21 protein-coding genes are annotated in these 22,720 nt (G+C 74.9%); 11 read left to right on the forward strand and 10 right to left on the reverse strand.

Going from position 1 to position 22,720, the window contains the following annotated elements:
* Positions 1-70: 70 nt before the first annotated feature.
* On the reverse strand, positions 71-1,843 hold the full coding sequence (lysS, locus tag ACOACO_RS04750; protein WP_420295095.1) for a lysine--tRNA ligase: 1,773 nt from the start codon (positions 1,841-1,843) through the stop codon (positions 71-73).
* Positions 1,844-2,174: 331 nt separating this feature from the next.
* Between lysS and ACOACO_RS04755 the strand changes: the two genes are divergently transcribed.
* On the forward strand, positions 2,175-3,155 hold the full coding sequence (locus ACOACO_RS04755) for a DNA-binding response regulator (protein WP_420295096.1): 981 nt from the start codon (positions 2,175-2,177) through the stop codon (positions 3,153-3,155).
* Between the two features lie 30 nt (positions 3,156-3,185).
* Here the strand turns inward: ACOACO_RS04755 and ACOACO_RS04760 are convergent, their stop codons facing one another.
* Complete coding sequence (locus ACOACO_RS04760; RefSeq protein WP_420295097.1) at positions 3,186-4,118, reverse strand: diacylglycerol/lipid kinase family protein; 933 nt, start codon at positions 4,116-4,118, stop codon at positions 3,186-3,188.
* 132 nt (positions 4,119-4,250) lie between these two features.
* On the opposite strand from ACOACO_RS04760, the gene ACOACO_RS04765 reads away from it, so the two are divergent.
* Entirely contained in the window at positions 4,251-5,540 is a 1,290-nt protein-coding gene (locus tag ACOACO_RS04765) for an adenylosuccinate synthase (protein WP_420295098.1), read from the forward strand.
* 30 nt (positions 5,541-5,570) lie between these two features.
* Here the strand turns inward: ACOACO_RS04765 and ACOACO_RS04770 are convergent, their stop codons facing one another.
* Positions 5,571-5,942 carry an ArsR/SmtB family transcription factor gene (locus ACOACO_RS04770; RefSeq protein ID WP_420295099.1) on the reverse strand — a complete coding sequence of 124 codons (372 nt, stop codon included), beginning with the start codon at positions 5,940-5,942 and terminating at the stop codon, positions 5,571-5,573.
* 89 nt (positions 5,943-6,031) lie between these two features.
* On the opposite strand from ACOACO_RS04770, the gene ACOACO_RS04775 reads away from it, so the two are divergent.
* Positions 6,032-7,252: an MFS transporter gene (locus ACOACO_RS04775; RefSeq protein ID WP_420295100.1), complete on the forward strand. Its 1,221-nt coding sequence runs from the start codon at positions 6,032-6,034 to the stop codon at positions 7,250-7,252.
* Positions 7,253-7,370: 118 nt separating this feature from the next.
* Here the strand turns inward: ACOACO_RS04775 and ACOACO_RS04780 are convergent, their stop codons facing one another.
* The 3 genes from ACOACO_RS04780 to ACOACO_RS04790 all read right to left on the reverse strand — a co-directional run bounded on the left by ACOACO_RS04780 (position 7,371) and on the right by ACOACO_RS04790 (position 10,858).
* The gene (locus ACOACO_RS04780) at positions 7,371-7,745 is read right to left on the reverse strand and encodes a MerR family transcriptional regulator (protein WP_420295101.1); all 375 of its coding nucleotides are present in this window, start codon (positions 7,743-7,745) and stop codon (positions 7,371-7,373) included.
* Positions 7,746-7,875: 130 nt separating this feature from the next.
* Positions 7,876-9,336, reverse strand: a complete 1,461-nt coding sequence (locus ACOACO_RS04785) for a hypothetical protein (protein ID WP_420295102.1) — start codon at positions 9,334-9,336, stop codon at positions 7,876-7,878.
* 55 nt (positions 9,337-9,391) lie between these two features.
* Positions 9,392-10,858, reverse strand: coding sequence for a hypothetical protein (locus ACOACO_RS04790; protein ID WP_420295103.1), 1,467 nt, complete (start codon positions 10,856-10,858; stop codon positions 9,392-9,394).
* 74 nt (positions 10,859-10,932) lie between these two features.
* On the opposite strand from ACOACO_RS04790, the gene purD reads away from it, so the two are divergent.
* A complete protein-coding gene (purD, locus tag ACOACO_RS04795) occupies positions 10,933-12,201 on the forward strand; it encodes a phosphoribosylamine--glycine ligase (RefSeq protein ID WP_420295104.1) in 1,269 nt (422 codons plus the stop codon).
* A 15-nt stretch (positions 12,202-12,216) separates the two neighbouring features.
* Here the strand turns inward: purD and ACOACO_RS04800 are convergent, their stop codons facing one another.
* Positions 12,217-13,245 carry a CAP domain-containing protein gene (locus ACOACO_RS04800; protein WP_420295105.1) on the reverse strand — a complete coding sequence of 343 codons (1,029 nt, stop codon included), beginning with the start codon at positions 13,243-13,245 and terminating at the stop codon, positions 12,217-12,219.
* 147 nt (positions 13,246-13,392) lie between these two features.
* Between ACOACO_RS04800 and purB the strand changes: the two genes are divergently transcribed.
* Positions 13,393-14,820, forward strand: a complete 1,428-nt coding sequence (purB, locus tag ACOACO_RS04805; RefSeq protein WP_420295106.1) for an adenylosuccinate lyase — start codon at positions 13,393-13,395, stop codon at positions 14,818-14,820.
* Between the two features lie 57 nt (positions 14,821-14,877).
* Here purB and ACOACO_RS04810 read toward each other — a convergent pair whose 3' ends face one another.
* Positions 14,878-15,198 (reverse strand): antibiotic biosynthesis monooxygenase family protein, encoded by a 321-nt coding sequence (locus ACOACO_RS04810; protein ID WP_420295107.1) that lies wholly within the window; start codon positions 15,196-15,198, stop codon positions 14,878-14,880.
* A 44-nt stretch (positions 15,199-15,242) separates the two neighbouring features.
* Between ACOACO_RS04810 and ACOACO_RS04815 the strand changes: the two genes are divergently transcribed.
* From ACOACO_RS04815 to ACOACO_RS04830, 4 genes are read left to right on the forward strand one after another with little or no spacing between them, the layout of a single operon-like run.
* Positions 15,243-15,878: an antibiotic biosynthesis monooxygenase gene (locus ACOACO_RS04815; protein WP_420295108.1), complete on the forward strand. Its 636-nt coding sequence runs from the start codon at positions 15,243-15,245 to the stop codon at positions 15,876-15,878.
* 14 nt (positions 15,879-15,892) lie between these two features.
* Positions 15,893-16,795 carry a phosphoribosylaminoimidazolesuccinocarboxamide synthase gene (locus ACOACO_RS04820; protein ID WP_420296298.1) on the forward strand — a complete coding sequence of 301 codons (903 nt, stop codon included), beginning with the start codon at positions 15,893-15,895 and terminating at the stop codon, positions 16,793-16,795.
* Position 16,796: 1 nt separating this feature from the next.
* Complete coding sequence (locus ACOACO_RS04825) at positions 16,797-17,258, forward strand: SRPBCC family protein (protein WP_420295109.1); 462 nt, start codon at positions 16,797-16,799, stop codon at positions 17,256-17,258.
* A 33-nt stretch (positions 17,259-17,291) separates the two neighbouring features.
* Complete coding sequence (locus ACOACO_RS04830; RefSeq protein ID WP_420295110.1) at positions 17,292-18,851, forward strand: long-chain-fatty-acid--CoA ligase; 1,560 nt, start codon at positions 17,292-17,294, stop codon at positions 18,849-18,851.
* A gap of 9 nt (positions 18,852-18,860) precedes the next feature.
* Here ACOACO_RS04830 and ACOACO_RS04835 read toward each other — a convergent pair whose 3' ends face one another.
* Both ACOACO_RS04835 and ACOACO_RS04840 read right to left on the reverse strand, forming a co-directional pair.
* Positions 18,861-19,364 (reverse strand): general stress protein, encoded by a 504-nt coding sequence (locus ACOACO_RS04835; protein WP_420295111.1) that lies wholly within the window; start codon positions 19,362-19,364, stop codon positions 18,861-18,863.
* 61 nt (positions 19,365-19,425) lie between these two features.
* Positions 19,426-21,342 carry an acyltransferase family protein gene (locus ACOACO_RS04840; protein WP_420295112.1) on the reverse strand — a complete coding sequence of 639 codons (1,917 nt, stop codon included), beginning with the start codon at positions 21,340-21,342 and terminating at the stop codon, positions 19,426-19,428.
* 197 nt (positions 21,343-21,539) lie between these two features.
* On the opposite strand from ACOACO_RS04840, the gene purS reads away from it, so the two are divergent.
* Both purS and purQ read left to right on the forward strand, forming a co-directional pair.
* Complete coding sequence (purS, locus tag ACOACO_RS04845) at positions 21,540-21,788, forward strand: phosphoribosylformylglycinamidine synthase subunit PurS (protein WP_277501209.1); 249 nt, start codon at positions 21,540-21,542, stop codon at positions 21,786-21,788.
* On the forward strand, positions 21,785-22,453 hold the full coding sequence (gene purQ, locus ACOACO_RS04850; protein ID WP_420295113.1) for a phosphoribosylformylglycinamidine synthase subunit PurQ: 669 nt from the start codon (positions 21,785-21,787) through the stop codon (positions 22,451-22,453). The genes purS and purQ overlap by 4 nt, the downstream gene beginning before the upstream one ends.
* Positions 22,454-22,720: the final 267 nt, after the last annotated feature.

Consider the following 22,720-nt stretch of genomic DNA (forward strand, 5'->3'; position numbering starts at 1 on the left):
TACCCCCGGTGGTGTGCGTCCCGTGGTGCGCGTCCGGGTGCGTCCGGTGCGTCCGGGGGTACGGCGCCGCTCAGGCGCCCTGGATGAGGCTGCTGACCGTCTCGGGGCCCAGGGCCACGACCAGCGTCGGCAGGCGCGGGCCGCGCTCCGCGCCGACGAGCAGGCGGTAGAGCAGCCGGAAGAACGCCTTCTGGTCGGCCTTGACCTCGTCGGTCGGCTGGTCCTCCAGGGCGAGGCCGCGGGCCAGCTTGGGTACGCCGTACACGACCGTGGTGACCCGGTCGAGGTCCGGGCCGCGGTCGGTCCACGCGCTCGGCAGGTGCTCGAGGAAAAGGTGGAGCCACAGCCGCTCGTCGTCGCCGAGCCCGGCGAGGAGCTCGCGGTCGGGCGTGGTGCGCACCGTGGTGCGGTCCTCGGCGGGCACGAACTCGTGGGTCCACGTGATGGCCCGGCTGAGCCGCGGCTCGAGGTCCGCGACGGAGGAGTGCGCGTGGCCGAGGTCGCCCACGAGGCGGCTGATCTGGTCGGCGCTGCCCGCGGTGACGTCGGCGATCGACGAGAGCGTGCGGAAGGGCACGACGACGGGCGGCGTCGGCAGCGTGCCCGCGCTCGAGGTGGCCGAGGCCCGCTCGAAGGCCAGCACCTGCGCGTCGCGCTTCGCCGGGTCGGCGGCCTTGCGGCCCAGGGCGTCCCACTCGTCGTACAGGCGCACGACCTCGGGCCCGAAGTCGACGGTGAAGGCCTGCTTGGGCTGGCGGCGGGCGTAGAGCCAGCGCAGCACCGGCGCCTCCAGCACGCGCAGCGCGTCGGCCGCGGTCGGCACCCCGCCCTTCGAGGACGACATCTTCGCCATGCCGGCGACCCCGACGAACGAGTAGCCGACGAACGACGGTGCGCGGCCGCCGTACAGCTTCACGATCTCCTTGCCGACGGTGTACGACGACCCCGGCGACGCGTGGTCCACGCCGCCCGGCTCGAAGTCGACGCCCTCGACCGACCAGCGCATCGGCCAGTCGACCTTCCAGACCAGCTTGCCCTCGGGCTGCGTGCGCACGTTCGTGACGTGGGAGTCGCCGCAGGTGTCGCAGGTGTAGGCGAGGTCGGTGGTGTCGTCGTCGTACGACGTGAGGGTCACCGTGTCGCGGCCGCAGGTGCGGCAGAACGGCTTGTAGGGGAACCGGGCCAGGTCGCCGCCCTGGGTGGGCTCGTCGTCCTGCGCCACCGAGTCCTCGAGGACGGCGGCCTCCTCGGCGGGCACGTCGTCGGGGACGTCCCCGGCGGCGGGCTTCTTCGTGCGGTGGCGCGCGAGCACCGCCTCGATGGCGTCGCGGCGCTCGATGGCGTGGAGGACCTGCTCGGTGTAGGCGCCGGCGGTGTAGCGCTCGGTCTGGTCGACCTCCTCCATCGTGCAGCCCATCTCGGCCAGTGCCGCCCGCAGCGGGGCCTTGAAGTGCTCCGCCCACGACGCGTGGCACTCCCACGGGTCGGGCACGGCGGACAGGGGCTTGCCGACGTGGGTGGCCCACGACGGGTCGACCCCGGCGGGCACCTTGCGGAAGCGGTCGAAGTCGTCCCAGCTGTGGAGGTGGCGGGTCGGCACCCCGCGGCGACGCAGCTCCTCCACCACGAAGTGGACCGTGAGGAACTCGCGCAGGTTGCCCAGGTGGATGGGCCCCGAGGGGCTGATGCCGGACGCGCAGGTGACGACGGTGCCGGCCTCGGTGAGCGCGGCGGCGACCCCCGGGTCGCGCGGGTCCCCACCGGCGTGACGCACCGCGTCGTCGGCGGCGCGCGTCACCCAGTCGGTCGGCTCGGTGGCGGGGGAGTCGGTTCGTCGTGCCATGCCTGCTTCGTCGCCTGCTTCGTCGCTCGGGGGTCGCGTCCGGAGATCGCGCTCGGGGTCGTGCGGGGCCGGGTCGGCCGCGGCAAACGGTACCGGTGATCGCGGCCGGGGGCCGTGTCGAGGGCGCCCGCGGCGCCGGGAACGAGCGAGGGCGCCTCACCGCTTCCGGTGGGCGCCCTCGTGACACATCCGCCCGTCCCCCGACAGGCTTTCGTCGCATCCCCCGCGGCGCGACGCGTGCGTCGAGCCCGATCCTCCCACTGACCTCATCGGGTCACCTGGCTCCGAGAAGCCAGTGGCAGCAAGTTGCCACCGGGTCTACGGTGGGGCGGTGGCAGCCCGTCGACCCGCCTTCCTCGCCGAGCTCGGCCTGACGCCGCAGGCGGAGGACCTCTACTGGCGGGTGCACGGGCGCACCGGCGAGGCCCTGGCCGACGTCGCCGCCCTCCTCACGACCACCCCCGAGCGCCTGCGCGCCGACCTGGCGCCGCTCGTGGCGCTGCAGGCCGTCGAGGTGGACGCCGACGACCGCCTCGTGGTGCCGGAGATGGCGGTGACGACGAGCCGCCTGCTGGCCGCCGAGGCCGCCCGGATGCAGGCGTCCGCGCGGCGCGTCGAGCAGCTGGCCGCGGCCGTGCCGTACGCCTCGCCGCCCGCTCCCGAGGTCGCCGCCGACGGCACCCCGTTGAGCGGCGCGCGGGTCGAGGGCGTCTCCGCCCCGCACCTCATGGCCAAGTGGATCGAGGAGTCGTCGGGCGAGCTGATGTTCCTGCGCCCCGACCAGTGGCGCACCCGCCAGCCCGACGTCCTCGTCGGCGCCCTGGCCGAGGCCCTGGCGGAGGGGCGCACGGCCCGCGCGATCTACCCGGCCCGGGCCCTGGAGGACGCGCCGGGGACCCTCGCGGAACGGGCGCGGATGGGGGAGCAGATCCGCGTGCTCGCGCAGGTGCCCACGCGGCTCTTCGTCGTCCCGGGCACGCACGCCCTGGTGCCCTACATGCCGGGCTACGCCTCCCCCCGCCTGCTCGTCGTGCACGAGCGTGGCCTCGTCCTCATGCTGGCCCGCCTCTTCGAGCAGCTGTGGGAGCGGGCCCTTCCCGTGCCCGACCTCGACCTGCGCGGCACCCGGGACAAGGGGCGGCGCCTGCTGCTCCAGCTGCTCGCGGCCGGTGCCGGCGACGAGCAGATCGCGCGCTCGCTGGGCGTCAGCCTGCGGACGGTACGGCGGCGCGTCGCCGACCTGCTCATCGAGCTGGGGGCGGACTCGCGCTTCCAGGCGGGCGTGGAGGCGGCCCGCCGCGGCTGGCTCTAGGCGCGGGCTCGCGACCGCGGGGCCGGGCGCTCAGGGGGAGGGGGTGGCGCCGTGCGGCAGCGTCATCCGGTACGCCGCAGGCTCGAGGCGCCACGTGCGCTGGCGCTCCGGGCCGGAGATCTCGCCGTCGGCGGCGCACCAGAACGACTCGCCGGCCACCGAGACCGTGGTCGCCCGCTCGTAGAGCACGTCGTCGCGCTCGTGGTGGCGCCGCAGGGCCAGCGACGCGAGGTAACCGACCTTGGCGAAGGCGCCGGTGTTGTAGGCCACCATGACGTCGGCCTTCCCGTCGCCGACCTCGGCCTCCGGGGTGAGCGCGGCACCGCCGCCCACGCTGCTGCCCACGCCGACGGCCACCATGAGGACGGGGTTGTCCAGGTCGGCCACGGTGCGGCCGTCGACCTCGACGTGGAGGCGCAGGTGCGGCGGGTTGACGGCCGCGAGGGCGGCCCCGATCGGGTAGCCCAGCTTGCCGAGGTTGACCTTGCCGACGCCGACGGAGCCGAGGCGCTCCTTCCAGCGGGCGCCGCGGCGGCTCGCCTGGGCGCCGGCGCCGACGTGCACGTTGTTGACGACCACGCCGCCGAGCTCGTCGACGAGCAGGTCCACCGGACGCACCTCGCCCTGCAGCACGACGCGGGCGGCGTCCTCGATGTCGAGCGGGATGCCCGCGCCGCGGGCGAAGTCGTTGCCCGTGCCCAGGGGCAGCAGGCCGAGCACGCGGTCACCCAGCTCGTTGCGGCGGTGCAGGGCCGTGACGACCGCGTGGAGCGAGCCGTCCCCGCCCGCGACCACGATGCGGCGCGACCCGGCGCGGTGGAGCACCCCGTCGAGCTCGCCGGGGTTGGAGGTCGCCTGGACCTCCACGGAGGCCTCCGCGCGCAGCACGGCGAGCGCCTGCTCCAGCGTCTCCTCGTCGGAGGTGCCGGCAGTCGCGTTCGTGATCACCAGGAGGGGGTCCATCGTCGGTGACCCTATCGGGCCCCGGTGTGCCTGGTAGCGTGACGCCGCAAGAGCCCTGGTGAACTCGGAGCCGCTGCTGCCGAGGCCGGGGCTCTGGCGCTGCCAGGCACCCGTACGACGAGAGGGGCTGCGATGCCCGCGATCATGATCCTCGGAGCCCAGTGGGGCGACGAGGGCAAGGGCAAGGCCACCGACCTGCTGGCCACGACCGACTCCATCGACTACGTCGTGCGCACGAGCGGCGGCCACAACGCCGGTCACACGATCGTCGTCAACGGCCAGAAGTTCGCGACGCACCTGCTGCCCAGCGGCATCATCACCAAGGGCGCGACCTGCGTGATCGGCAACGGCGTCGTGGTCTCGCCCGAGGCGCTGTTCCGCGAGCTCGACGAGCTGGTCGGCCAGGGCGTCGACGTGGCGGACCTCGTGGTGAGCGCCAACGCGCACGTCATCGCGTCGTACCACTCCACGATCGACAAGGTCACCGAGCGGTTCCTCGGCAGCAAGAAGATCGGCACGACCGGGCGCGGCATCGGCCCGGCCTACGCCGACAAGGTCAACCGCGTCGGCGTCCGCATCGCCGACCTGTTCGACGAAAAGATCCTGACCCAGAAGGTCGAGGCCGCGCTCGAGACGCGCAACCACCTGCTGACGAAGGTCTACAACCGCCGCGCCATCGAGGTGGCCGCGGTGGTCGAGGAGCTGACGTCGTACGCCGAGCGGCTGCGGCCGATGGTCGCCGACACGTCCCTGCTGCTCAACCAGGCGCTCGACGCCGGCGAGACCGTGCTCTTCGAGGGCGCGCAGGCGACGATGCTCGACGTCGACCACGGCACGTACCCCTTCGTCACGTCGTCGAACCCGGTGGCGGGCGGGGTCTGCGTCGGCGCCGGTGTCGGTCCGACGCGCATCGACCGGGTCATCGGCGTCATCAAGGCCTACACGACCCGCGTCGGCTCGGGCCCGTTCCCGACCGAGCTGTTCGACGCCGACGGCGAGGCCCTGCAGCGCATCGGCGGCGAGGTCGGCGTGTCGACCGGGCGCACGCGGCGCTGCGGCTGGTACGACGCCGTGATCGCCCGCTACGCGACCCGCGTCAACGGCCTCACCGAGTTCTTCCTGACCAAGCTCGACGTGCTCGACAGCTGGGAGCGGATCCCGGTCTGCGTCGCCTACGAGGTCGACGGCCAGCGGGTCGAGGAGATGCCGCTGACGCAGACCGACTTCCACCACGCGACGCCGGTCTACGAGTACTTCGACGGCTGGCAGACCGACATCTCCGGCTGCCGCACGTTCGAGGAGCTGCCGGCCAACGCGCAGACCTACGTCAAGGCGCTCGAGGAGCTCTCCGGCGCGCCGTTCTGGGGCGTCGGCGTGGGCCCCGGCCGCGAGCAGACGATCGTCGTCAACCCCGGTCGCTGAGCCGGTCGCTCGACCGGCGGCCGTGGCTGCTCAGCCGAGACCGGTGAGCACCGAGGGGAGCAGGCCGGGGAGGCGCTCCTCGACCTCGTCGAGGCGCAGGCGCTGGTGCAGCGCCCCGTCGACGTAGGTGCGCTCCGTGAGGCCGGCCTCGCGCAGCACCTTGAAGTGGTGGCTCGCGGTGGACCTGCCGATGTCGTCGTAGAGCGCGCTGCAGCGCTCCGTGCGCTCGGGTGCGACGGCCATCCGGCGCACCATCTCGAGGCGGACGGGGTCGGCGAGCGCGGCCAGCACCACCTGCACGGGCGCGACCTCGGCGACGGACGGCAGGCCGGGGACAGGGGTGCAGGGGTCGGTCGCCGTGCTGCCTGAACTGCCCGTGCTGCGGGTCGCCTGGTCGGTCACGTCCGTCCTCCGTCAGGGGGTTCGATGTTCGTCGAACGTAGGCTACTGTCGCCCTCGTTCGACCGTCATCGAATCTACAGGAGCACCGCATGAGCACCCCCGCCCGCTGGCCGTACGCCGCGCTCCTCGGCCTGGCCGCGGTCGCGCTCGGGGTCTCGGCCGCACCGGCGCCGCTCTACGGCATCTACGCCGACGCGTGGGACTTCGCCCCGATCACGACGACGCTCGTGTTCGCGGCGTACGCCGTGGCCGCGCTCGTCAGCGTCCTCGTCGCGGGGTCGCTGTCGGACCGGTACGGGCGGCGTCCCGTGCTGCTGGGCGCCATCGGCCTCGTGCTGGTGGGTCTCGCGGTCTTCGCCCTCGCCGGCGGGGTGGCCGCGCTCGTGGTGGCGCGGGTGCTGCACGGCCTGGGGGTCGGCGCGATCGTGGTCGCCGGGTCCGCCGCGCTGCTCGACCTGCGCCCCGGCGCCGGTGCCCGCGCGGGGCTGCACTCCGGGGTCGCCTTCAACGTCGGCATCGCGTCGGTGGTCTTCCTCGTCGCGGTCGACGCGCAGCTGGACCTCGCGCCCCTCGTCACGCCGTACGTGACCCTGGGGGTGCTCATCACCCTCGGCGGGGTGGCCGTGCTGGCCATGCCGGAGCCCCATGCCGATGACCGCGCGGCGAAGCTGCACGTCGCGCGCCCGCAGGTGCCCCGGGCGATCGCGCCCGACTTCCGGTTCGCGGCGCTCGGCGTCATGGCGTCGTGGTCGGTGCTGGGCGTCTTCCTGTCGCTGTTCCCGACGATCGCCTCGCACGCCGCGGGCACGACGAACCTGCTGTTCGGCGGCAGCGTCGTCGCGGTGTCGGCGGCGACGGCGGCGGTCAGCCAGCTCGCGGGCGCGCGCTGGCCGGCGCGGCACGCGGCCGTGGTGGGTGACCTCGGTACGGCGGTGAGCCTGCTCGCCTGCATCGGCGCCGTCGCCTGGGGCGACCCGGTGGTGCTGGTGGTGACGTCCGCGGTGCTGGGCTTCTTCTTCGGGCTGGCGTTCGGCTCGTCGCTGCGCCACCTCGGCCAGGTCGTGCCCGCCGCGCACCGCGGCGAGGTGATGTCGGCGTTCTACGTGCTCGCCTACTCCGCCATGGCCCTGCCGACGATCCTGGCCGGCTGGGCGGCCACGGTGTGGGGCGCGGCCGACATCTTCGCCCCGTTCATGGTGCTCGTGGCGCTCGCCTGCACCGCCGCGGGCGTCCTGGGCCTGCGCGTGCGCGGCACCGCGCCGGACGAGGACCTCGACACCGAGCCCGTCGCCGGAGGCGCAGCCGTCTGAGGTGGCCCCGCGGTGCTGGATGGTCGAGGTGGCCGCGCCGGCGGCCCCCGAGACCACGAGTGACCCCGCGCGTGGCTTCCAGGGGATGCCGGAGCAACCCACCCCGACCACCGAGGGGTCAGGGCAGGTCGTGGATCCTGCGGTCTGACCGCAGCTCGGCGAGGACGTCCTGCAGCTCCGAGACCCGGCGTTCGGCATCGCTGACGAGGAAGTCGGTCAGGCCCTGCCAGTCCTCCGGCGAGGGGTCCTGCGGGAGCCGGTCGAGCATGTCGCGGGCCTCGCTGGCGGAGTACCCCACTCGCTGGATCAGGCGGGCCGCGCGGACGACGAACACCATCCGTGTCGGGTAGCCGCGCCGGTCACCGGTTGTCTGCTGGGACTCGATGAGCCCCGTGCGCTCGTAGTACCGGACCGCGGAGGTCGTGGTCCCACCGAGCTCGGCGAGCTCGGTGAGGGTCAGCAGGCCCGGCTCAGGCGTCGCGGAGGGTTCCATGCGCCGAGCGTGACGCGGTTGCCACCCGGACCTCAAGCCTCGCGGCGCGACCACCGCGACCACCGCGACCACCGCGACCACCGCGACCACCGCGACCACCGCGACCACCGGCCACGGACGGCGCCCGGGCCTACCGACCCGCGACGCCCGCCTCCCAGGCGGCGATGCCGGTGGCGATGGTCTCCTCGGTGCCGCGGGTGCCCGTGGCGACCCAGGTGCCGTCGCGGCGGTCGACGCGCAGCGGGACGGACGGGGAACGGCCCTCCGGGTCGACGGCGCGGATGGCGACGGACAACGACTCCGCCTCGCCCGGCCACGACGCGACGACGGCCGCGACCTGCCGGACGCCCGTGGTCAGGTCGGGCGCGGCCACCTCGACGATCACCTGCGCCTCGGTGTCGTAGGGCGGTTCGAGCTCGTCCTCGGGGGCGTTGGCCTCGACCTCGACCGTGGTCGTGGCGGGATCGGCGCGCAACAGGGCGGCGAGGCGGACGAGGTCGGCGCTGCCCGCCGTACCGAGCTCGACGACGTCGCCGTCCACCTCGACGGTGACGGGCACGCGGGCGGCCACCTCCGGCTCGGCGGCGCGGGCGGCGTCCACGGCGTCGGCGGCCGTCGCGAGGTCGTCCCCGCGCACCACCACCGTGCTGCCGTCGACGCCGGCCTGCACCTCGGGGCTGGCGCCGAGGGCGGCGAGCAGGGTCCGGCGATCCTCCTCGGTCGCGCCCTCCGGGCCCGCACCCCCACCCGGACCGGAGCCGTCGGGACCCCCGGAGCCGCTCTCCTCGTCACCGCGGTAGGCCAGCACGTTGTCGGCCACGACCACCTCGACGTCGACCTCGCCCGCCCCCGGCGCCGCGGCCACGGCGGACTCCAGGGCGGTGACCGCGTCGAGGCCGCGGGCCCCGACGAGCACGCTGTCGGCGTCGACGAGGGCGCCGGTGTACCCCGGGGTCCCCGACGCCTCGACGGAGCGCACCAGCTCCAGCGCTGTGGTGGGCAGCTCGCCGTCCGCGACCAGCCGGCTCCGCTCGCCGGTGTCCGGGGTGGCCCCGCTCGTGACCAGCCGCGGGGCGGGCAGCGGCTCGACCTGCCGCCACAGGTCCTCGGCGACGTCCCACACGGGGCGCTCGCCGTCGGTGGACGCGTCGACCCCGGAGCCGTCCTCGCCGAGCGCCACCTGCACGGTCCCGACCCCTGCGGTCGCGCGTGCGGCGACCGCCAGCGCGGCGACGTCCCCGTCCGCGTCCGGGTCGCTCTCGTCCGACAGGGACAGCGACACGGCGGGGTCGTCGGCGTCCTCGTCGCGGTCCAGGCGGACCGTGATGCCGTCGGCGTCGGTGGTGCGCGCCTCCGTGAGCACGACCTCGAGGTCCTCGGCCCCGATGTCCCCCACCACGGTGACGTCGACGTGGCACCCGCCGAGGTCGCAGCTGGAGGAGGTGCGCTCGACGCCGGCGAGGTCCTCGAGGGCCGCGACCGCCTCCTCGTCGACGCTGGCGCACCCCGCGGCGAGCACGCCGAGCAGGGCCGCGGGGATGGCGAGGGCGGCCGCCCGGCGGCGGTCGGTACGGCGGGAGGAGGGGCGCACGGGCCCCTCCATGCCCGCCCGCACGGGCCGGCACACCTGGCGGCGTGCCCGTCCGTTACCGACCCGCGATGCCCGCCTCCCAGGCGGCGATGCCCGTCGCGGTCTCCGCGGCGGCGCCGGAGCCGGTCGCGACCCACGTGCCGGCCCGGCGCTCGACGAGGAGGGAGACCGACGAGGAGCGGCCCTCCGGGTCGGTCGCGGTGGTGGTGATCGACAACGACCCGGCCTCTCCCGGCCACGCCCCGACCGCGGCCGCCACCTGCCGCACGCCGGTGGACAGGTCGGGCGCCTCGACGTCGACCGCCACCTCGGCGTCGACCCGGCCCTCCAGGGACGGGTTGGGGCGGGGGGCCTCCACCTCGACGCGGCCGACGGCGGGAACGGTCCGCAGCGCGGCCGCGAGGCGGACGAGGTCGGCGCTGCCGGTGGTGCGGAGCTCGACGGCGGCCGCCGATGCCCCGCCGTCCTCCCGGACGACGAGGGGCACCCTCTCCGACGCCTCCGGCTCCGCCGCGCGGGCGGCGTCGACGGCGTCCGCGGCCGCGTTGAGATCGGCCGCCAGGACCACGACGGTCCCTCCCTCGACCGTGCCGCGCACGTCGGGCGAGGTGGTGAGCGCCGCGAGCAGGGCGCGACGGTCGACGTCGTCGCCGCTCTCCTCGGTCTGCAGCGCGCTGCCGCTCTCGCGCCGCCGCTCCTGGTCCGCGTAGGCGAGCACGTCGGTGGCGACCACCACGCTCACGTCGAGGCCGTCCACCACCGGTAGCGCCGCGACCTGCGCCTCGAGCGCCTCCGCAGCGGCGAGGTCGCGGGCGCCGAGGAGCACCCGGTCCGCCTCGACGAGCGCGCCCGTGTACCCCGGCGGGACCTCCGCCTCGATCGTGCGGACCGTCGCGACGCCGTCCGCCGGGAGCTCGCCGACCGCCAGCAGCCGGCTGACGTGCTCGCCACCGCCGTCCTCCTCACCGCCGTGGGTCGCGACGAGCTCCGGCGCCGGGAGCTCGGCGACGTCGGTCCACAGCTCCTCCGCGACGTCCCAGACCGGCCGGGCGCCGCCGACGGCGACCTCGACCGACGTACGGGAGTCCTCGTGCGCGACGGTGACCCGGTCCACGCCGCCGGTGTCCCGCGCCGCGAGGCCGACGGCCACGACGTCGTCATCGACGTCGGGGTCGCTCGCCTCGTCCACCAGGAACGCGAGGCCGGGAGGACCGTCGTGCTCGTCGACCGCGGAGCGGATCCGGACGAGGGTCGCCTCCGTGGCCCGCGCCGCTGCCACCACCTCCTCCAGGTCGTCGGCACCGGCGGCGTCGGCGACGTCGACGGTGAGGGTGCACTCGCCGAGGACGCAGTGGGAGTCGACGCGCTCGACCCCGTCGAGCCCCTCCAGGGCGGCGACGGCCTCCTCGTCGACGCCGGCGCACGCCCCCACCACGAGGGAGAGCGCGGCGGCGGGCAGGAGGAGCGCCGGCGCCCGCCGGCGGTCGTCGCGGCGGGCGGTACGGCGGGGGGCGAGGCGCACGGGCCCCTCCCTGCCCGTGCGGGCCCCGCGGCACACCTGGGAGCACCCGCGGGGTGCCGTTAGGATCGACGCCCGTGACGACCCCCCTCAAGGTTCTGGTCATCGGCACCGGCGGGCGCGAGCACGCGCTGGCCCGGGCCCTCTCGCTCGACCCGGGGGTCGCCGAGGTGCACGCCGCGCCGGGCAACCCGGGCATCGCCGCCGTGGCCGCGCTCCACGACGTCGACCCCCTCGACCCGGCCTCCGTCGCCGCCCTGGCCCAGCGCCTCGCCGTCGACCTCGTGGTCGTCGGCCCCGAGGCCCCCCTCGTGGCGGGTGTCGCGGACGCCGTCCGGGAGGCCGGCATCGCCTGCTTCGGACCGTCCGCCGAGGCGGCGCGCCTCGAGGGCTCGAAGGCGTTCGCCAAGGAGGTCATGGCCGCCGCCGAGGTGCCCACCGCGCAGGCCCGCGTCTGCACGACCCCCGAGGAGGCCGCGGCCGCCCTCGACGAGTTCGGCGCGCCGTACGTCGTGAAGGACGACGGGCTGGCCGCCGGCAAGGGCGTCGTCGTGACCGAGGACCGCGCGGCCGCGCTGGCCCACGCCGCGCAGTGCGAGCGGGTCGTCATCGAGGAGTTCCTCGACGGCCCCGAGGTCTCCCTGTTCGCGATCACCGACGGCGGTCGCGTCTACCCGCTGCAGCCCGCGCAGGACTTCAAGCGCATCTTCGACGGCGACGAGGGCCCCAACACGGGCGGCATGGGCGCCTACACGCCGCTGGCCTGGGCGCCCGACGACCTCGTGGACGAGGTGCTGCGCGACGTGCTGCAGCCGACCGTCGACGAGATGGCCCGCCGCGGCACCCCGTTCTCCGGGCTGCTCTACGCCGGGCTCGCGCTCACCTCGCGCGGCACCCGCGTCGTCGAGTTCAACGCCCGCTTCGGCGACCCCGAGACCCAGCCGCTGATGGCGCTGCTCGACTCGCCGCTCTCCCCGCTGCTGATGGGCGCGGCGACCGGCACGCTCGCCGACGTCGAGCCGCCGCGCTGGAAGCCGGGCGCCGCGGTCGCGGTCGTCCTGGCCTCCGGCGGCTACCCGGAGACGTCCTCGTCGGGCGACGTCATCCACGGCCTGGCCGACGCCGAGGCCGTCGAGGGCGTGCACGTCATCCACGCCGGCACCGCCCGCGAGGGCGCCGAGGTCGTGACCGCCGGTGGCCGCGTGCTCGCCGTGACCGCGGTGGGCGACTCGCTCGCCGGGGCCCGCGCGGCGGCGTACGACGGCGTGGGGCGCATCGGCTTCGACGGGGCCCAGCACCGCACCGACATCGGGCTCGCCGCCGAGCGCGGCGAGGTCGGGGCCTGAGCGGGGCCCCTCGCGTCAGTACTTCCCGAAGTTCTGCACGTAGTAGAGCCGCCCGTTGCTGTCGGCGGCGATGCCGACGCCGATGTGGGTGAAGTCGCCGAGGATGTTGGCCCGGTGGCCCGGGCTGCCCATCCACGCGTCGACGACGCCCGTCACGTTGTAACCGTAGGCGATGTTCTCCGCGACGCGCGTCCAGCCCGCCGGCATCTGCCGGGCGAAGTCCGGGTTGTGCTCGAAGCGGCCCGTGCGCGCCATCTCGCCGGCCCAGCCCTGGGCGACGTTCGTGGCGCCGGCCAGCTGGCCCAGCGGGCGCAGCCCGGCCTCGGCGCGGGCGGCGTTGGTGTCGGCCACGATGCGGTTGCGCGCCTCGGTGAGGTCGTCGGCCGGCGGCGGCGCCGGGTCCTCGACGGAGACGTTCGCCCACGAGCTGCCCACCCACGTGCCGCCGAGCGTCGCGACGGTGCGGAAGGTGCGCACCCCGGCGGTCGAGCCGGCCGGGCGGGTGAAGCCGTAGTTGCGGTACGACGGCAGCGACGCCACGTCGGTCCAGGTGCCGGCGCGCCGCTCCTGCAGGCGGAACGAGCCCGGGTCCGGCAGGAACGTCGAGCGCGCCTCGAACCCGATGGTGCCGCCCCGCTGCACCCGCGGCGTCGTGGTGGTCAGCGCCGTGGTGCCGTGGGCCACCGTCAGGGTGGCGTTCCGGCTGAACACCCAGGTGCGCGAGTCCGCCTTCGCGGCCACGCGGAACGTGCGGGTGCCGGGGGTGGTCCCCGCGGCGATCTTGAACCCGTAGTTCTTGTACGACGGCAGCTCGGCCGCCGTCACCCACGAGGAGCCGCGCAGCTCCTGGAGCCGGAAGTTCCCCCGCACCGGGACGAAGGACGAGCGCACCTCGACGGTCGTCTGCTGCCCGACCGCCACGGTCGCGGGGACGAAGGTCAGGGTGGTCGTGGCGGTCGCCGCGCTCGCCGGCGGGGGAGCGACGAGCAGGACCCCTGTGACCAGGGACAGGGAGAGGACGAGACCGGACAGGAACTTCCGCATGGGACCACCTCGTGCGCCGGGGGCGTCATCGAGGGCGGGTCCCCGATGACCTCCCTCCATCCTGACCGTGGGCGCGGCGCCCGTCACCCCCCATCCGGGCGGGACGTCGGGACGGAGGTCCCGGGTGGTCGTGGGAGGATCGGGCGCGTGACCCGCGCATCCGTGCCCAACGTCCTCGCCACCCGGTACGCCGCGGCGGACCTCGCCGCGATCTGGTCGCCCGAGCACAAGATCGTGCTCGAGCGACGTCTGTGGATCGCGGTGTTGAAGGCGCAGCGCGACCTCGGCGTCGACGTGCCCGACGGCGTCGTCGAGGCCTACGAGGCGGTCGTCGACCAGGTCGACCTCGCCTCGATCGCCGCCCGCGAGCGGGTCACCCGCCACGACGTGAAGGCGCGGATCGAGGAGTTCTGCGCGCTGGCCGGCCACGAGCACGTGCACAAGGGCATGACGTCGCGCGACCTCACCGAGAACGTGGAGCAGCTGCAGGTGCGGCTCTCGCTGGAGCTGGTGCGCGACCGCGCCGTCGCCGCCCTCGCCCGCCTGGCCCGCCTGGCGACCGAGCACGAGACGACGGTCATGGCCGGGCGCTCGCACAACGTCGCCGCCCAGGCCACCACCCTCGGCAAGCGGTTCGCGACGATCGCCGACGAGCTGCTCGTCGCCGTCCGCCGGGTCGAGGAGCTGCTGGCGCGCTACCCGCTGCGCGGCATCAAGGGCCCCGTCGGCACGGCGCAGGACATGCTCGACCTCCTCGGCGGGGACCCCGCGCTCCTCGCCGAGCTGGAGGACCGCGTCGCCACCCACCTCGGCTTCGAGGACGTGCTGACCAGCGTCGGCCAGGTCTACCCGCGCTCGCTCGACTTCGAGGTGGTCTCGGCCCTCGTGCAGCTCGTCGCCGCGCCGTCGAACCTGGCCACGACGATCCGGCTCATGGCGGGCATCGAGCTGGTGACGGAGGGCTTCAAGGAGGGCCAGGTCGGCTCCTCGGCGATGCCGCACAAGATGAACACCCGCTCCTGCGAGCGCGTCAACGGCCTCGCGGTGGTGCTGCGCGGCCACCTCTCCATGGTCGGCGAGCTCGCCGGCGACCAGTGGAACGAGGGCGACGTCTCCTGCTCCGTCGTACGACGCGTGGCCCTGCCCGACGCCTTCTTCGCCACCGACGGGCTGTTCCAGACGTTCCTCACGGTGCTCGACGAGTTCGGCGCGTTCCCGGCCGTCATCCAGCGCGAGCTCGACCGCTACCTGCCGTTCCTGGCCACCACGAAGGTCCTGATGAGCGCGGTGCGCAACGGCGTGGGCCGCGAGAGCGCCCACGAGGCCATCAAGGAGCACGCCGTGGGCGTCGCGCTCGAGATGCGCCAGGGGCTCGCCGTCAACGACCTCTACGAGCGGCTCGCGGCCGACGCGCGTCTGGGCCTGACCCGCGAGCAGATCGACGGCCTCGTGGCCGACCCGATCGAGTTCACCGGGGCCGCCGTCGCGCAGGTCGCCGAGGTCGTCGCCAAGGTCGAGCGGGTCGTCGAGGCCCACCCCGACGCCGCGGCGTACGTGCCCGGCGCCATCCTCTGACGCACCGGTCTGAGACCCACCCGGCTCCGACCTGCGCCGGACCCGGGCGCCGGGGGCTCAGCCCTTCGGTGCCACGTCCAGCACGACCTCGAACTCGAGCAGGTCGGCGCCCGTGGCGACGGGCTTGCGCGGCGCCTCGCCCTCGGGCGTGGCGTGCGCCGTGCGCGCGTCGCCGTCGCGCCACGCGGCGAACGACTCCTCGTCGGCCCAGTGGGTGACGACGAAGTAGCGGGTCTCGCCCGCGGTGGGCCGCAGCAGCTGGAAGCCGAGGAAGCCGGGCTGGCCCTCCACGGATCCGGCGCGGGCGGCGAACCGCTCCTCGAGCTGGGCACCGGCCTGCGGCGGCACGGAGATGGCGTTGATCTTCACGACCGACATGCCGCGAGCCTACGGCGTGCCGGGCCCTGGGAGCATGGGCGGCCATGAGCGCCCCCGCAGCCCCGCAGCCGGTGACGGTCGCCGCGACGCGGTACGTCGACCCCGCCCGCTCGGCGGAGATGACGGCGTGGATCCGGGCCGGGACGGCGCTGGCGGAGCAGTTCCCCGGCTTCCTCGGCCACGGGTTCGTCCGCTCCGCGGAGGACGACGAGGCGTGGCACATGCTCTACCGCTTCGCCGACGCCGAGGCGCTCGCGGCCTGGGAGGCCTCGGAGCAGCGGCGCTGGTGGCTGGGGGCGGCGCAGGGCCTGGTGGGGGAGTTCCGGGTGCAGCGGATGACGGGCATCGAGGGCTGGTTCGACCCGCCGGAGCACCACGACGTGGCCTACCCCGGCCTGCCCCCGGCCCCGCCGCCGCGCTGGAAGCAGGCGGTCTCCATCTTCGTCGTGTTCCTGCCGCTCAGCCTGGTGCTGTCGCTCGCCGGCGCCCGGTGGCTGCCCGACGTGGCGCCGGCCTGGCGCGTCCTGCTGCAGACGCTCGTCGCGACGCCGCTGATGGTCTACCTGGGCCTGCCGTGGATCACCCGCCGCCTGGAGTGGTGGCTGCACGGGCGGCCCGCGCCCTGGCGGTCGTCCGGGCGTGCCGGTCGCGGCCGCCGCGGCGCGGCCCCGGCCGACTAGGCTCGGGCCTCGTGATCGCGAACATCCCGCAGGCCCCGGTCGTCGAGGGCGCCACGCACGTCCACTCCGGGAAGGTCCGCGACCTCTACCGCATCGACGCCGGCGAGCACGCCGGGCGCCTGCTGATGGTGGCGAGCGACCGCATCTCGGCCTACGACTTCGTGCTGTCCTCCACCATCCCGGACAAGGGCGAGATCTTGACGCGCATGTCGCTGTGGTGGTTCGACCAGCTCGCCGACCTCGTGCCGCACCACGTCGTGTCCACCGACGTCCCGGCCGCCGTCGCGGGCCGGGCCGTGATCTGCGCCGACCTCGAGATGTTCCCCGTCGAGTGCGTGGCCCGCGGCTACCTCACCGGCTCGGGCCTGGCCGACTACCGCGCCACCGGCGAGGTCTGCGGCATCGCGCTGCCCCCGGGGCTGGAGGACGGCTCGCGCCTGCCCGAGCCGATCTTCACCCCCGCGACGAAGGCCGACCTCGGCGACCACGACGAGAACGTGTCGTACGACGCGGTGGTGGCCACCGTCGGCGCCCACGACGCCGCCGCGCTGCGCGACCTCACGCTCCGTGTCTACGCCCGCGCCGAGGAGCTGGCCCGCGAGCGCGGCATCCTGCTCGCCGACACCAAGCTCGAGTTCGGCCGGGCCGCCGGCGAGGGTGATCGCGGCACGATCGTGCTGGCCGACGAGGTGCTGACCCCCGACTCCTCGCGCTACTGGCCCGCCGACGACTGGCAGCCGGGCCGCACGCAGCCGTCGTACGACAAGCAGGTCGTGCGCAACTGGCTCACCGGCCCCGACGCGGGCTGGGACAAGACGTCGGGGGAGCAGCCGCCGCCGCTGCCCGCCGAGGTCGTCGCGCTGACGCGTGCGCGGTACGTCGAGGCCTACGAGCGCCTCACGGGCGAGCGGTTCTGACGTGGCGGGGGAGAAGCTGGCGCTCGTCGCGGACGTGACGGTGCCGGTCGCCGCCCCCGTCGACGTCGTCCACGCCTACCTCGCCGACCCCGCGAACCGCCCGGGCTGGCAGTCGAGCCTGCGCCGCGTCGAGCGGGTCGAGGCCCGCGGCGACCACCCCGGCGCGGAGGGCACGACGTGGCGCGACGTCACGGCCGTGCCCGGCGTCGCGCCGCTGATGCGCGTGGAGGCGAGCGAGCCGCCGTACCGCTGGGTGGAGAGCGGCACCTGGCGGTTCGTGCGCGCGACGCTCGCCATGACGTACGTCGAGCGGCCCGACGGCGGCACCGACGCCCGCGCCGTCGCCCACGTCGAGGTGCCGGGCGCGCTCAAGCCGGTCGCCCTCGCCCTGCGGCTCGTCGCTCCGGCGGCCCTGCGCTCGGACCTGCGCCGCGCGGCGAAGGTGCTCGCCCGGACCCGGTGACGCGGCTCACTACCTCCCAGTAGGTTGTGACGCATGACGAACCTGTCCTCCGTGCTGGAGGGATCCGCGCAGCGCTACCCGACCCGTGACGCCATCGTGCTCGGCGACACCCGCCTCACCTATGCCCAGGTCGACGGCGCCGCCAACCAGGTGGCGAACCTGCTCGCCTCGCGGGGCATCGGCCCCGGCGACAAGGTCGCGCTCACCTGCCCCAACCTGCCGTACTTCTCGATGGTCTACTTCGGCATCCTCAAGACCGGCGCGACGGTCGTGCCGCTCAACGTGCTGCTGAAGTCGCGCGAGATCGCCTACCACCTCGACGACTCCGACGCGAAGGCCTACTTCTGCTTCCAGGGCACGCCCGAGCTGCCCATGGGCACCGAGGGCAAGGCCGGCTTCGACGCCGCCGAGGCCTGCGAGCACTTCTTCGTCATCACCGCCGACCCGGCGGCGCCGTCCCCGATCGAGGGCACCGAGACGCTGGGCGCGGGCCTGGCCGGGCAGGCGCCGACCTTCGCGTCGCACGCGGCGGACGACGACGACACCGCCGTCATCCTCTACACCTCCGGCACCACCGGCCAGCCCAAGGGCGCCGAGCTGCGCCACTCCAACATGCTGTCCAACGCCCTCACGGGCGAGCGGCTGTTCGGGGCGGACGCGGAGAACCCCGACACCTACCTGTGCGTGCTGCCGCTCTTCCACTCCTTCGGCCAGACCGTCATCCAGAACGGCGCGTTCGCGTACGGCGGCACCGTCGTGATGCTCCCGCGCTTCGAGGCCGCGCCGGCGCTGGGCCTGATGCTGAAGGAGCGCGTCACGTTCTTCGGCGGCGTGCCGACGATGTACTGGGGCCTGCTGGGCGCGCTCGACGACTCGGTCGACGTCGCGACGATCGCGGCCAACCTGCGTGTCGCCGTCGCGGGCGGCTCCGCGCTGCCCGTCGAGGTGCACAAGTCGTTCCAGGAGCGGTTCGGCGTGACGATCCTCGAGGGCTACGGTCTCTCGGAGACCTCGCCGGTCGCCTCGTTCTCCGTCTACGGCCAGGAGCCGCGCGTCGGCTCGATCGGCGTGCCGATCCCCGACGTCGAGATGAAGCTCGTCAACGCCGACTGGTCCGACGTCGACCTCGCGGCCGACCCGGACGCCGTGGGCGAGATCGCGATCAAGGGCCCCAACGTCATGAAGGGCTACTACGGGCGCCCCGAGGCGACGGCCGACGCGATCCGCGACGGCTGGTTCCGCACCGGCGACCTCGCGAAGAAGGACGCCGACGGCTTCTACTACATCGTCGACCGCGCCAAGGACATGATCATCCGCGGCGGCTACAACGTGTACCCCCGTGAGCTCGAGGAGGTGCTGATGAGCCACCCGGCCGTGTCGCTGGCCGCGGTCATCGGCGTCCCCCACGACTCGCACGGCGAGGAGATCCGCGCCTACGTCATCCTCGAGAAGGGCGCCTCGGTGACGTCCGAGGAGCTCGTGGCCTGGGGCAAGGAGCAGTTCGCGGCCTACAAGTACCCGCGCCAGGTCGAGGTCGTGCAGACCCTGCCGATGACGGCGACCGGCAAGATCCTCAAGCGCGAGCTGGGCTGAGCGGCCCGCTCAGGCGAACGGGTTCGGCAGCGCGCCGGGCAGCTCCGCGAGGATCTCGCGGGCCTGCCCGGCGTGCTTGTGCTCGACGAGCACCTCGTACTTCGTGGCCACCACGGTGCTGACCGAGCTGAAGTCGCGGCGGCCGCCGGTCGCGGCGTACCCCAGCACCGCCCAGACGACGCTGAAGGCGACGCCGAGCAGCACCGTCGAGAGCAGGATCGACAGCAGGTCCTCCTCGACGAAGAACGAGAAGAGCAGGCCGAGGAACAGGCCGAGCCACACGCCCGAGGCGGCGCCGGCGGCGGCCACCTTCGGGTAGGTGCGCCGGCCCGTGATGCGCTCGACCTGCTTGAGCTCGGTGCCGACGATCATGCAGTTCTGCACCGGGAACTCGCGGTCGGACAGGAAGTCGACGGCCTTCTGGGCAGCGGCGTAGTCGTCGTAGACCGCCAGCGACTGCGGGAACTCGAGGGCGAGCCGGCCTGCGGCGACCGGGGGCACGGACTGGGACATGGACCCAGTGTGCCCGGAACGTCCCAGCGGGGGGCCGGGCCGCGAGCACCCCCGGCGCGGGTCAGGGCAGGGCGCGCAGGGTGTCCGCCACGGTGCGGGCCCAGACGGTGCCGCCCTGCTCGCCGGGGTGGATGCCGTCGGCGGCGAAGTCGGTGACCTGCGGGACGGCCGCGTCCCAGCGCGCGAGCCCGATCCAGGGGTGGGCCTGCGTGAAGGCGTGCAGCGTCTCGTTGACGCCCGGCATCCAGTCGCGCTCGCCGTGGGCGGTCACCAGCACGAGCCGGCGACCCTCGCCCATCTCCCGCACCACGCCGAGGAGGTCGGCGGTGCTGATCTCCCCGTTCGTGCCGAGCGCCACGACGAGGTAGGGCCGCAGGCGGCCCGCCTCCCGCAGCGCACGGACGATCGCGGGGGCCTCGGCCAGCTGCCGGCCGACCGCCGCGTCGACCCCGACGCCGGGCATCTCGGCGAGCAGGCCGGGGGCCGCGGCGAGCGTCACCGAGTCGCCGACGACGATCGTCTGCGCACCCATCTCCGCGGGCGTCGCCCCCGCCAGCGACGGGGGCAGGGGCACCGCGCCGACCGGGTTCCCGCCCGACGTGCCCGCCCCCGCGAGCGCCTCCTGGCCGGCGCGCACGAGGTCCTCGACCTCGCCGCGCTCGGGCGCAGTGCGCAGGCCGTGGCCGGCGACGACGACGAGGGTCACGAGCACGACGCCGGCCACCGAGCCGCGCACGCGGAGGTCGCGCGCCAGGACGGCCCAGCCCCGCCGCGCGGCCCCGCGGAAGCCGTGCCGCAGCACGGGCCGCTCGACGTAGCGCCAGCTCAGCGTCGCCGCCAGCAGGGTGAGCGCGACGACCAGCGCCGCCCGCAGCGCCGCCGGGGCGTCGGGGAACGCGGCCCGCAGCAGCACGAGCAGCGGCCAGTGCCACAGGTAGACGCCGTAGCTGCGCTCGCCCAGCCACACCACCGGGGCGGTGGCGAGCACCGCCCGCACCGGCCCGCCGCGGCGCACCACCAGGCCGACGAGCAGCAGCGCGGTCAGCGCGGAGACGATGGCGATCCCGCCCTGGTAGGCGACGGGGTGGTCGTCGGGCAGCCGCACGACGGCGGCCGTGACGCCGAGCGCCGCGACGACCGGTACGACGGGCGAGGTCACCGCCCGCTGCACGGCCGCCACCCGGGGCGACGACGGCGGCCCGGTCAGCAGGGGAACGGCGAGCGCGGCGGCGGCGCCGAGCAGGAGGCCGAAGCCGTGGGTGTCGGTGCCGAAGTAGAGGCGGCTCGGGTCCTCGCCCGGGGTGTGGAGCACCGCCATCGCGCCGGCGCTCGCCAGCGCCCCGGCGGCCACGACGAGCACCCGGGTGCGCGGGCGGCGCACGAGCGCGAGCAGGGCCAGCAGGGCGAGGGGCCACACCAGGTAGAACTGCTCCTCGACCGCCAGCGACCACAGGTGCTGCAGCAGCGGCGGGTCGGTGTGGTCGAAGTAGGAGAACTCGGCGCGGGCCTGGAACCAGTTGCCCGTGAACGTCAGCGCCGCGAGCACCTGCTCGCGCAGCCGCCCGCTGACCGACGGCCCCACGAGCGCGGCGCCGGCCGAGACGACGAGGAGCAGGGTGCCGAGGGCGGGCAGGAGGCGCTGGGTCCGCCGTACCCAGAAGCGGCCCAGGCGCACGCGGCCCTCGACCCGGCGCTGCTGCACGAGCGCGGCCGTGATGACGAAGCCCGAGATGACGAAGAAGACGTCGACGCCCAGGTAGCCGCCCGGCACGTGGCCCGGGGAGAGGTGGTAGATCACGACGGCCGCGACGGCCAGGCCGCGCAGCCCGTCGATCGCGCGGACGCGGCGGGGACGGGCGGCCTCGGCGTCGCCGGCGGGGCCGCCCGGGGCAGGACCGGTGCCGGGCCCCGGCGGGAGGGGTCGCGGAGGCACGGCCGGGCGGGCCGGCTGCGGGAGGGTGACGGTGGGAGGCGTCATGAGCAGCGGTCGGAGCACCTGGATCGGGGGCGAGGACCCGGCCGAGTCTCGCACAGCGCGCGGACGTCGCCACGGCCTCCCGGGCGTGTCCCCGGGGTGCGCGGGCGGCGCTCCACGGGATGGTCCGGTTGCGGGGGATCGGGCCCGTCCGGCCTAGAATCGGTCCGCACCCCATCCCGTGAACCGAGGAGCGCCCCGTGGCCCGTGTGGTCGTCGACGTCATGCCCAAGCCCGAGATCCTCGACCCGCAGGGCAAGGCCGTCGCCGGTGCGCTCCCGCGCCTCGGCTTCACCGGCATCACCGAGGTGCGCCAGGGCAAGCGGTTCGAGCTCGAGGTCGCCGAGGTGACCGACGCGGTGCTCGCCGACATCGAGAAGGCGGCGGAGACGCTGCTCTCGAACCCCGTGATCGAGAACTACACCGTGCGCGTGGAGGACCAGGCATGAGGATCGGCGTCGTCACCTTCCCCGGCTCGCTGGACGACGTCGACGCCCAGCGCGCCGTGCGCATCGGCGGCAACGAGGCGGTCGCGCTGTGGCACGGCGACGAGTCCCTCCAGGGCGTCGACGCCGTCGTGCTCCCGGGCGGGTTCTCGTACGGCGACTACCTGCGCTGCGGCGCGATCTCCCGGTTCTCGCCCGTCATGACCACGATCGTCGAGGCGGCGGAGCGCGGCATGCCCGTGCTCGGCATCTGCAACGGCTTCCAGGTGCTGTGCGAGTCGCACCTGCTGCCCGGCGCGCTGGTGCGCAACAACCACCAGAAGTTCGTGTGCCGCGACCAGCGCCTGCGCATCGAGAACGCGAGCACGGCCTGGACGTCGGCGTTCGAGGTCGGCCAGGAGATCACCGTCGTGCTGAAGAACGGCGAGGGCTCCTTCGTCGCCGACGACGCCACGCTCGACCGCCTCGAGGGCGAGGGCCAGGTCGTGGCGCGCTACCTCGGCGCCGACCCCAACGGCTCGCAGCGCGCCATCGCCGGCGTGACGAACGCGGCCGGCAACGTCGTGGGCCTCATGCCGCACCCCGAGCACGCCGTCGAGACCCTCACGGGCCCCGGCACCGACGGGCTGGGGTTCTTCACCTCGCTCGCCGAGCGCGTCTTCGCCTGAGCCGACCCACCCGACGACACGGATCGCGGCGATCGGGCCTGGAGGAGCCTCTCGGAGGGGTTCTCCGCGCTCGATCGCCGCGATCCGTGCTTGTGGATGACGGGTCGCGCGGTGCTGCCCGGCTGACCGAGGCTCGGTGCGTGAGCGACGGACCCCGCCTCGACGCCGTGGAGGCGCTGACCGTGCGCGGCGGCGTCGCGACGCGGCCCGACCTCCTGACCCTCACGACCCGGCACCGTCTGCAGACCGCCATCGTCGCCGGGAGCC

This window comes from Nocardioides sp. CPCC 205120 (assembly GCF_048654585.1).
Lineage (GTDB): Bacteria > Actinomycetota > Actinomycetes > Propionibacteriales > Nocardioidaceae > Nocardioides.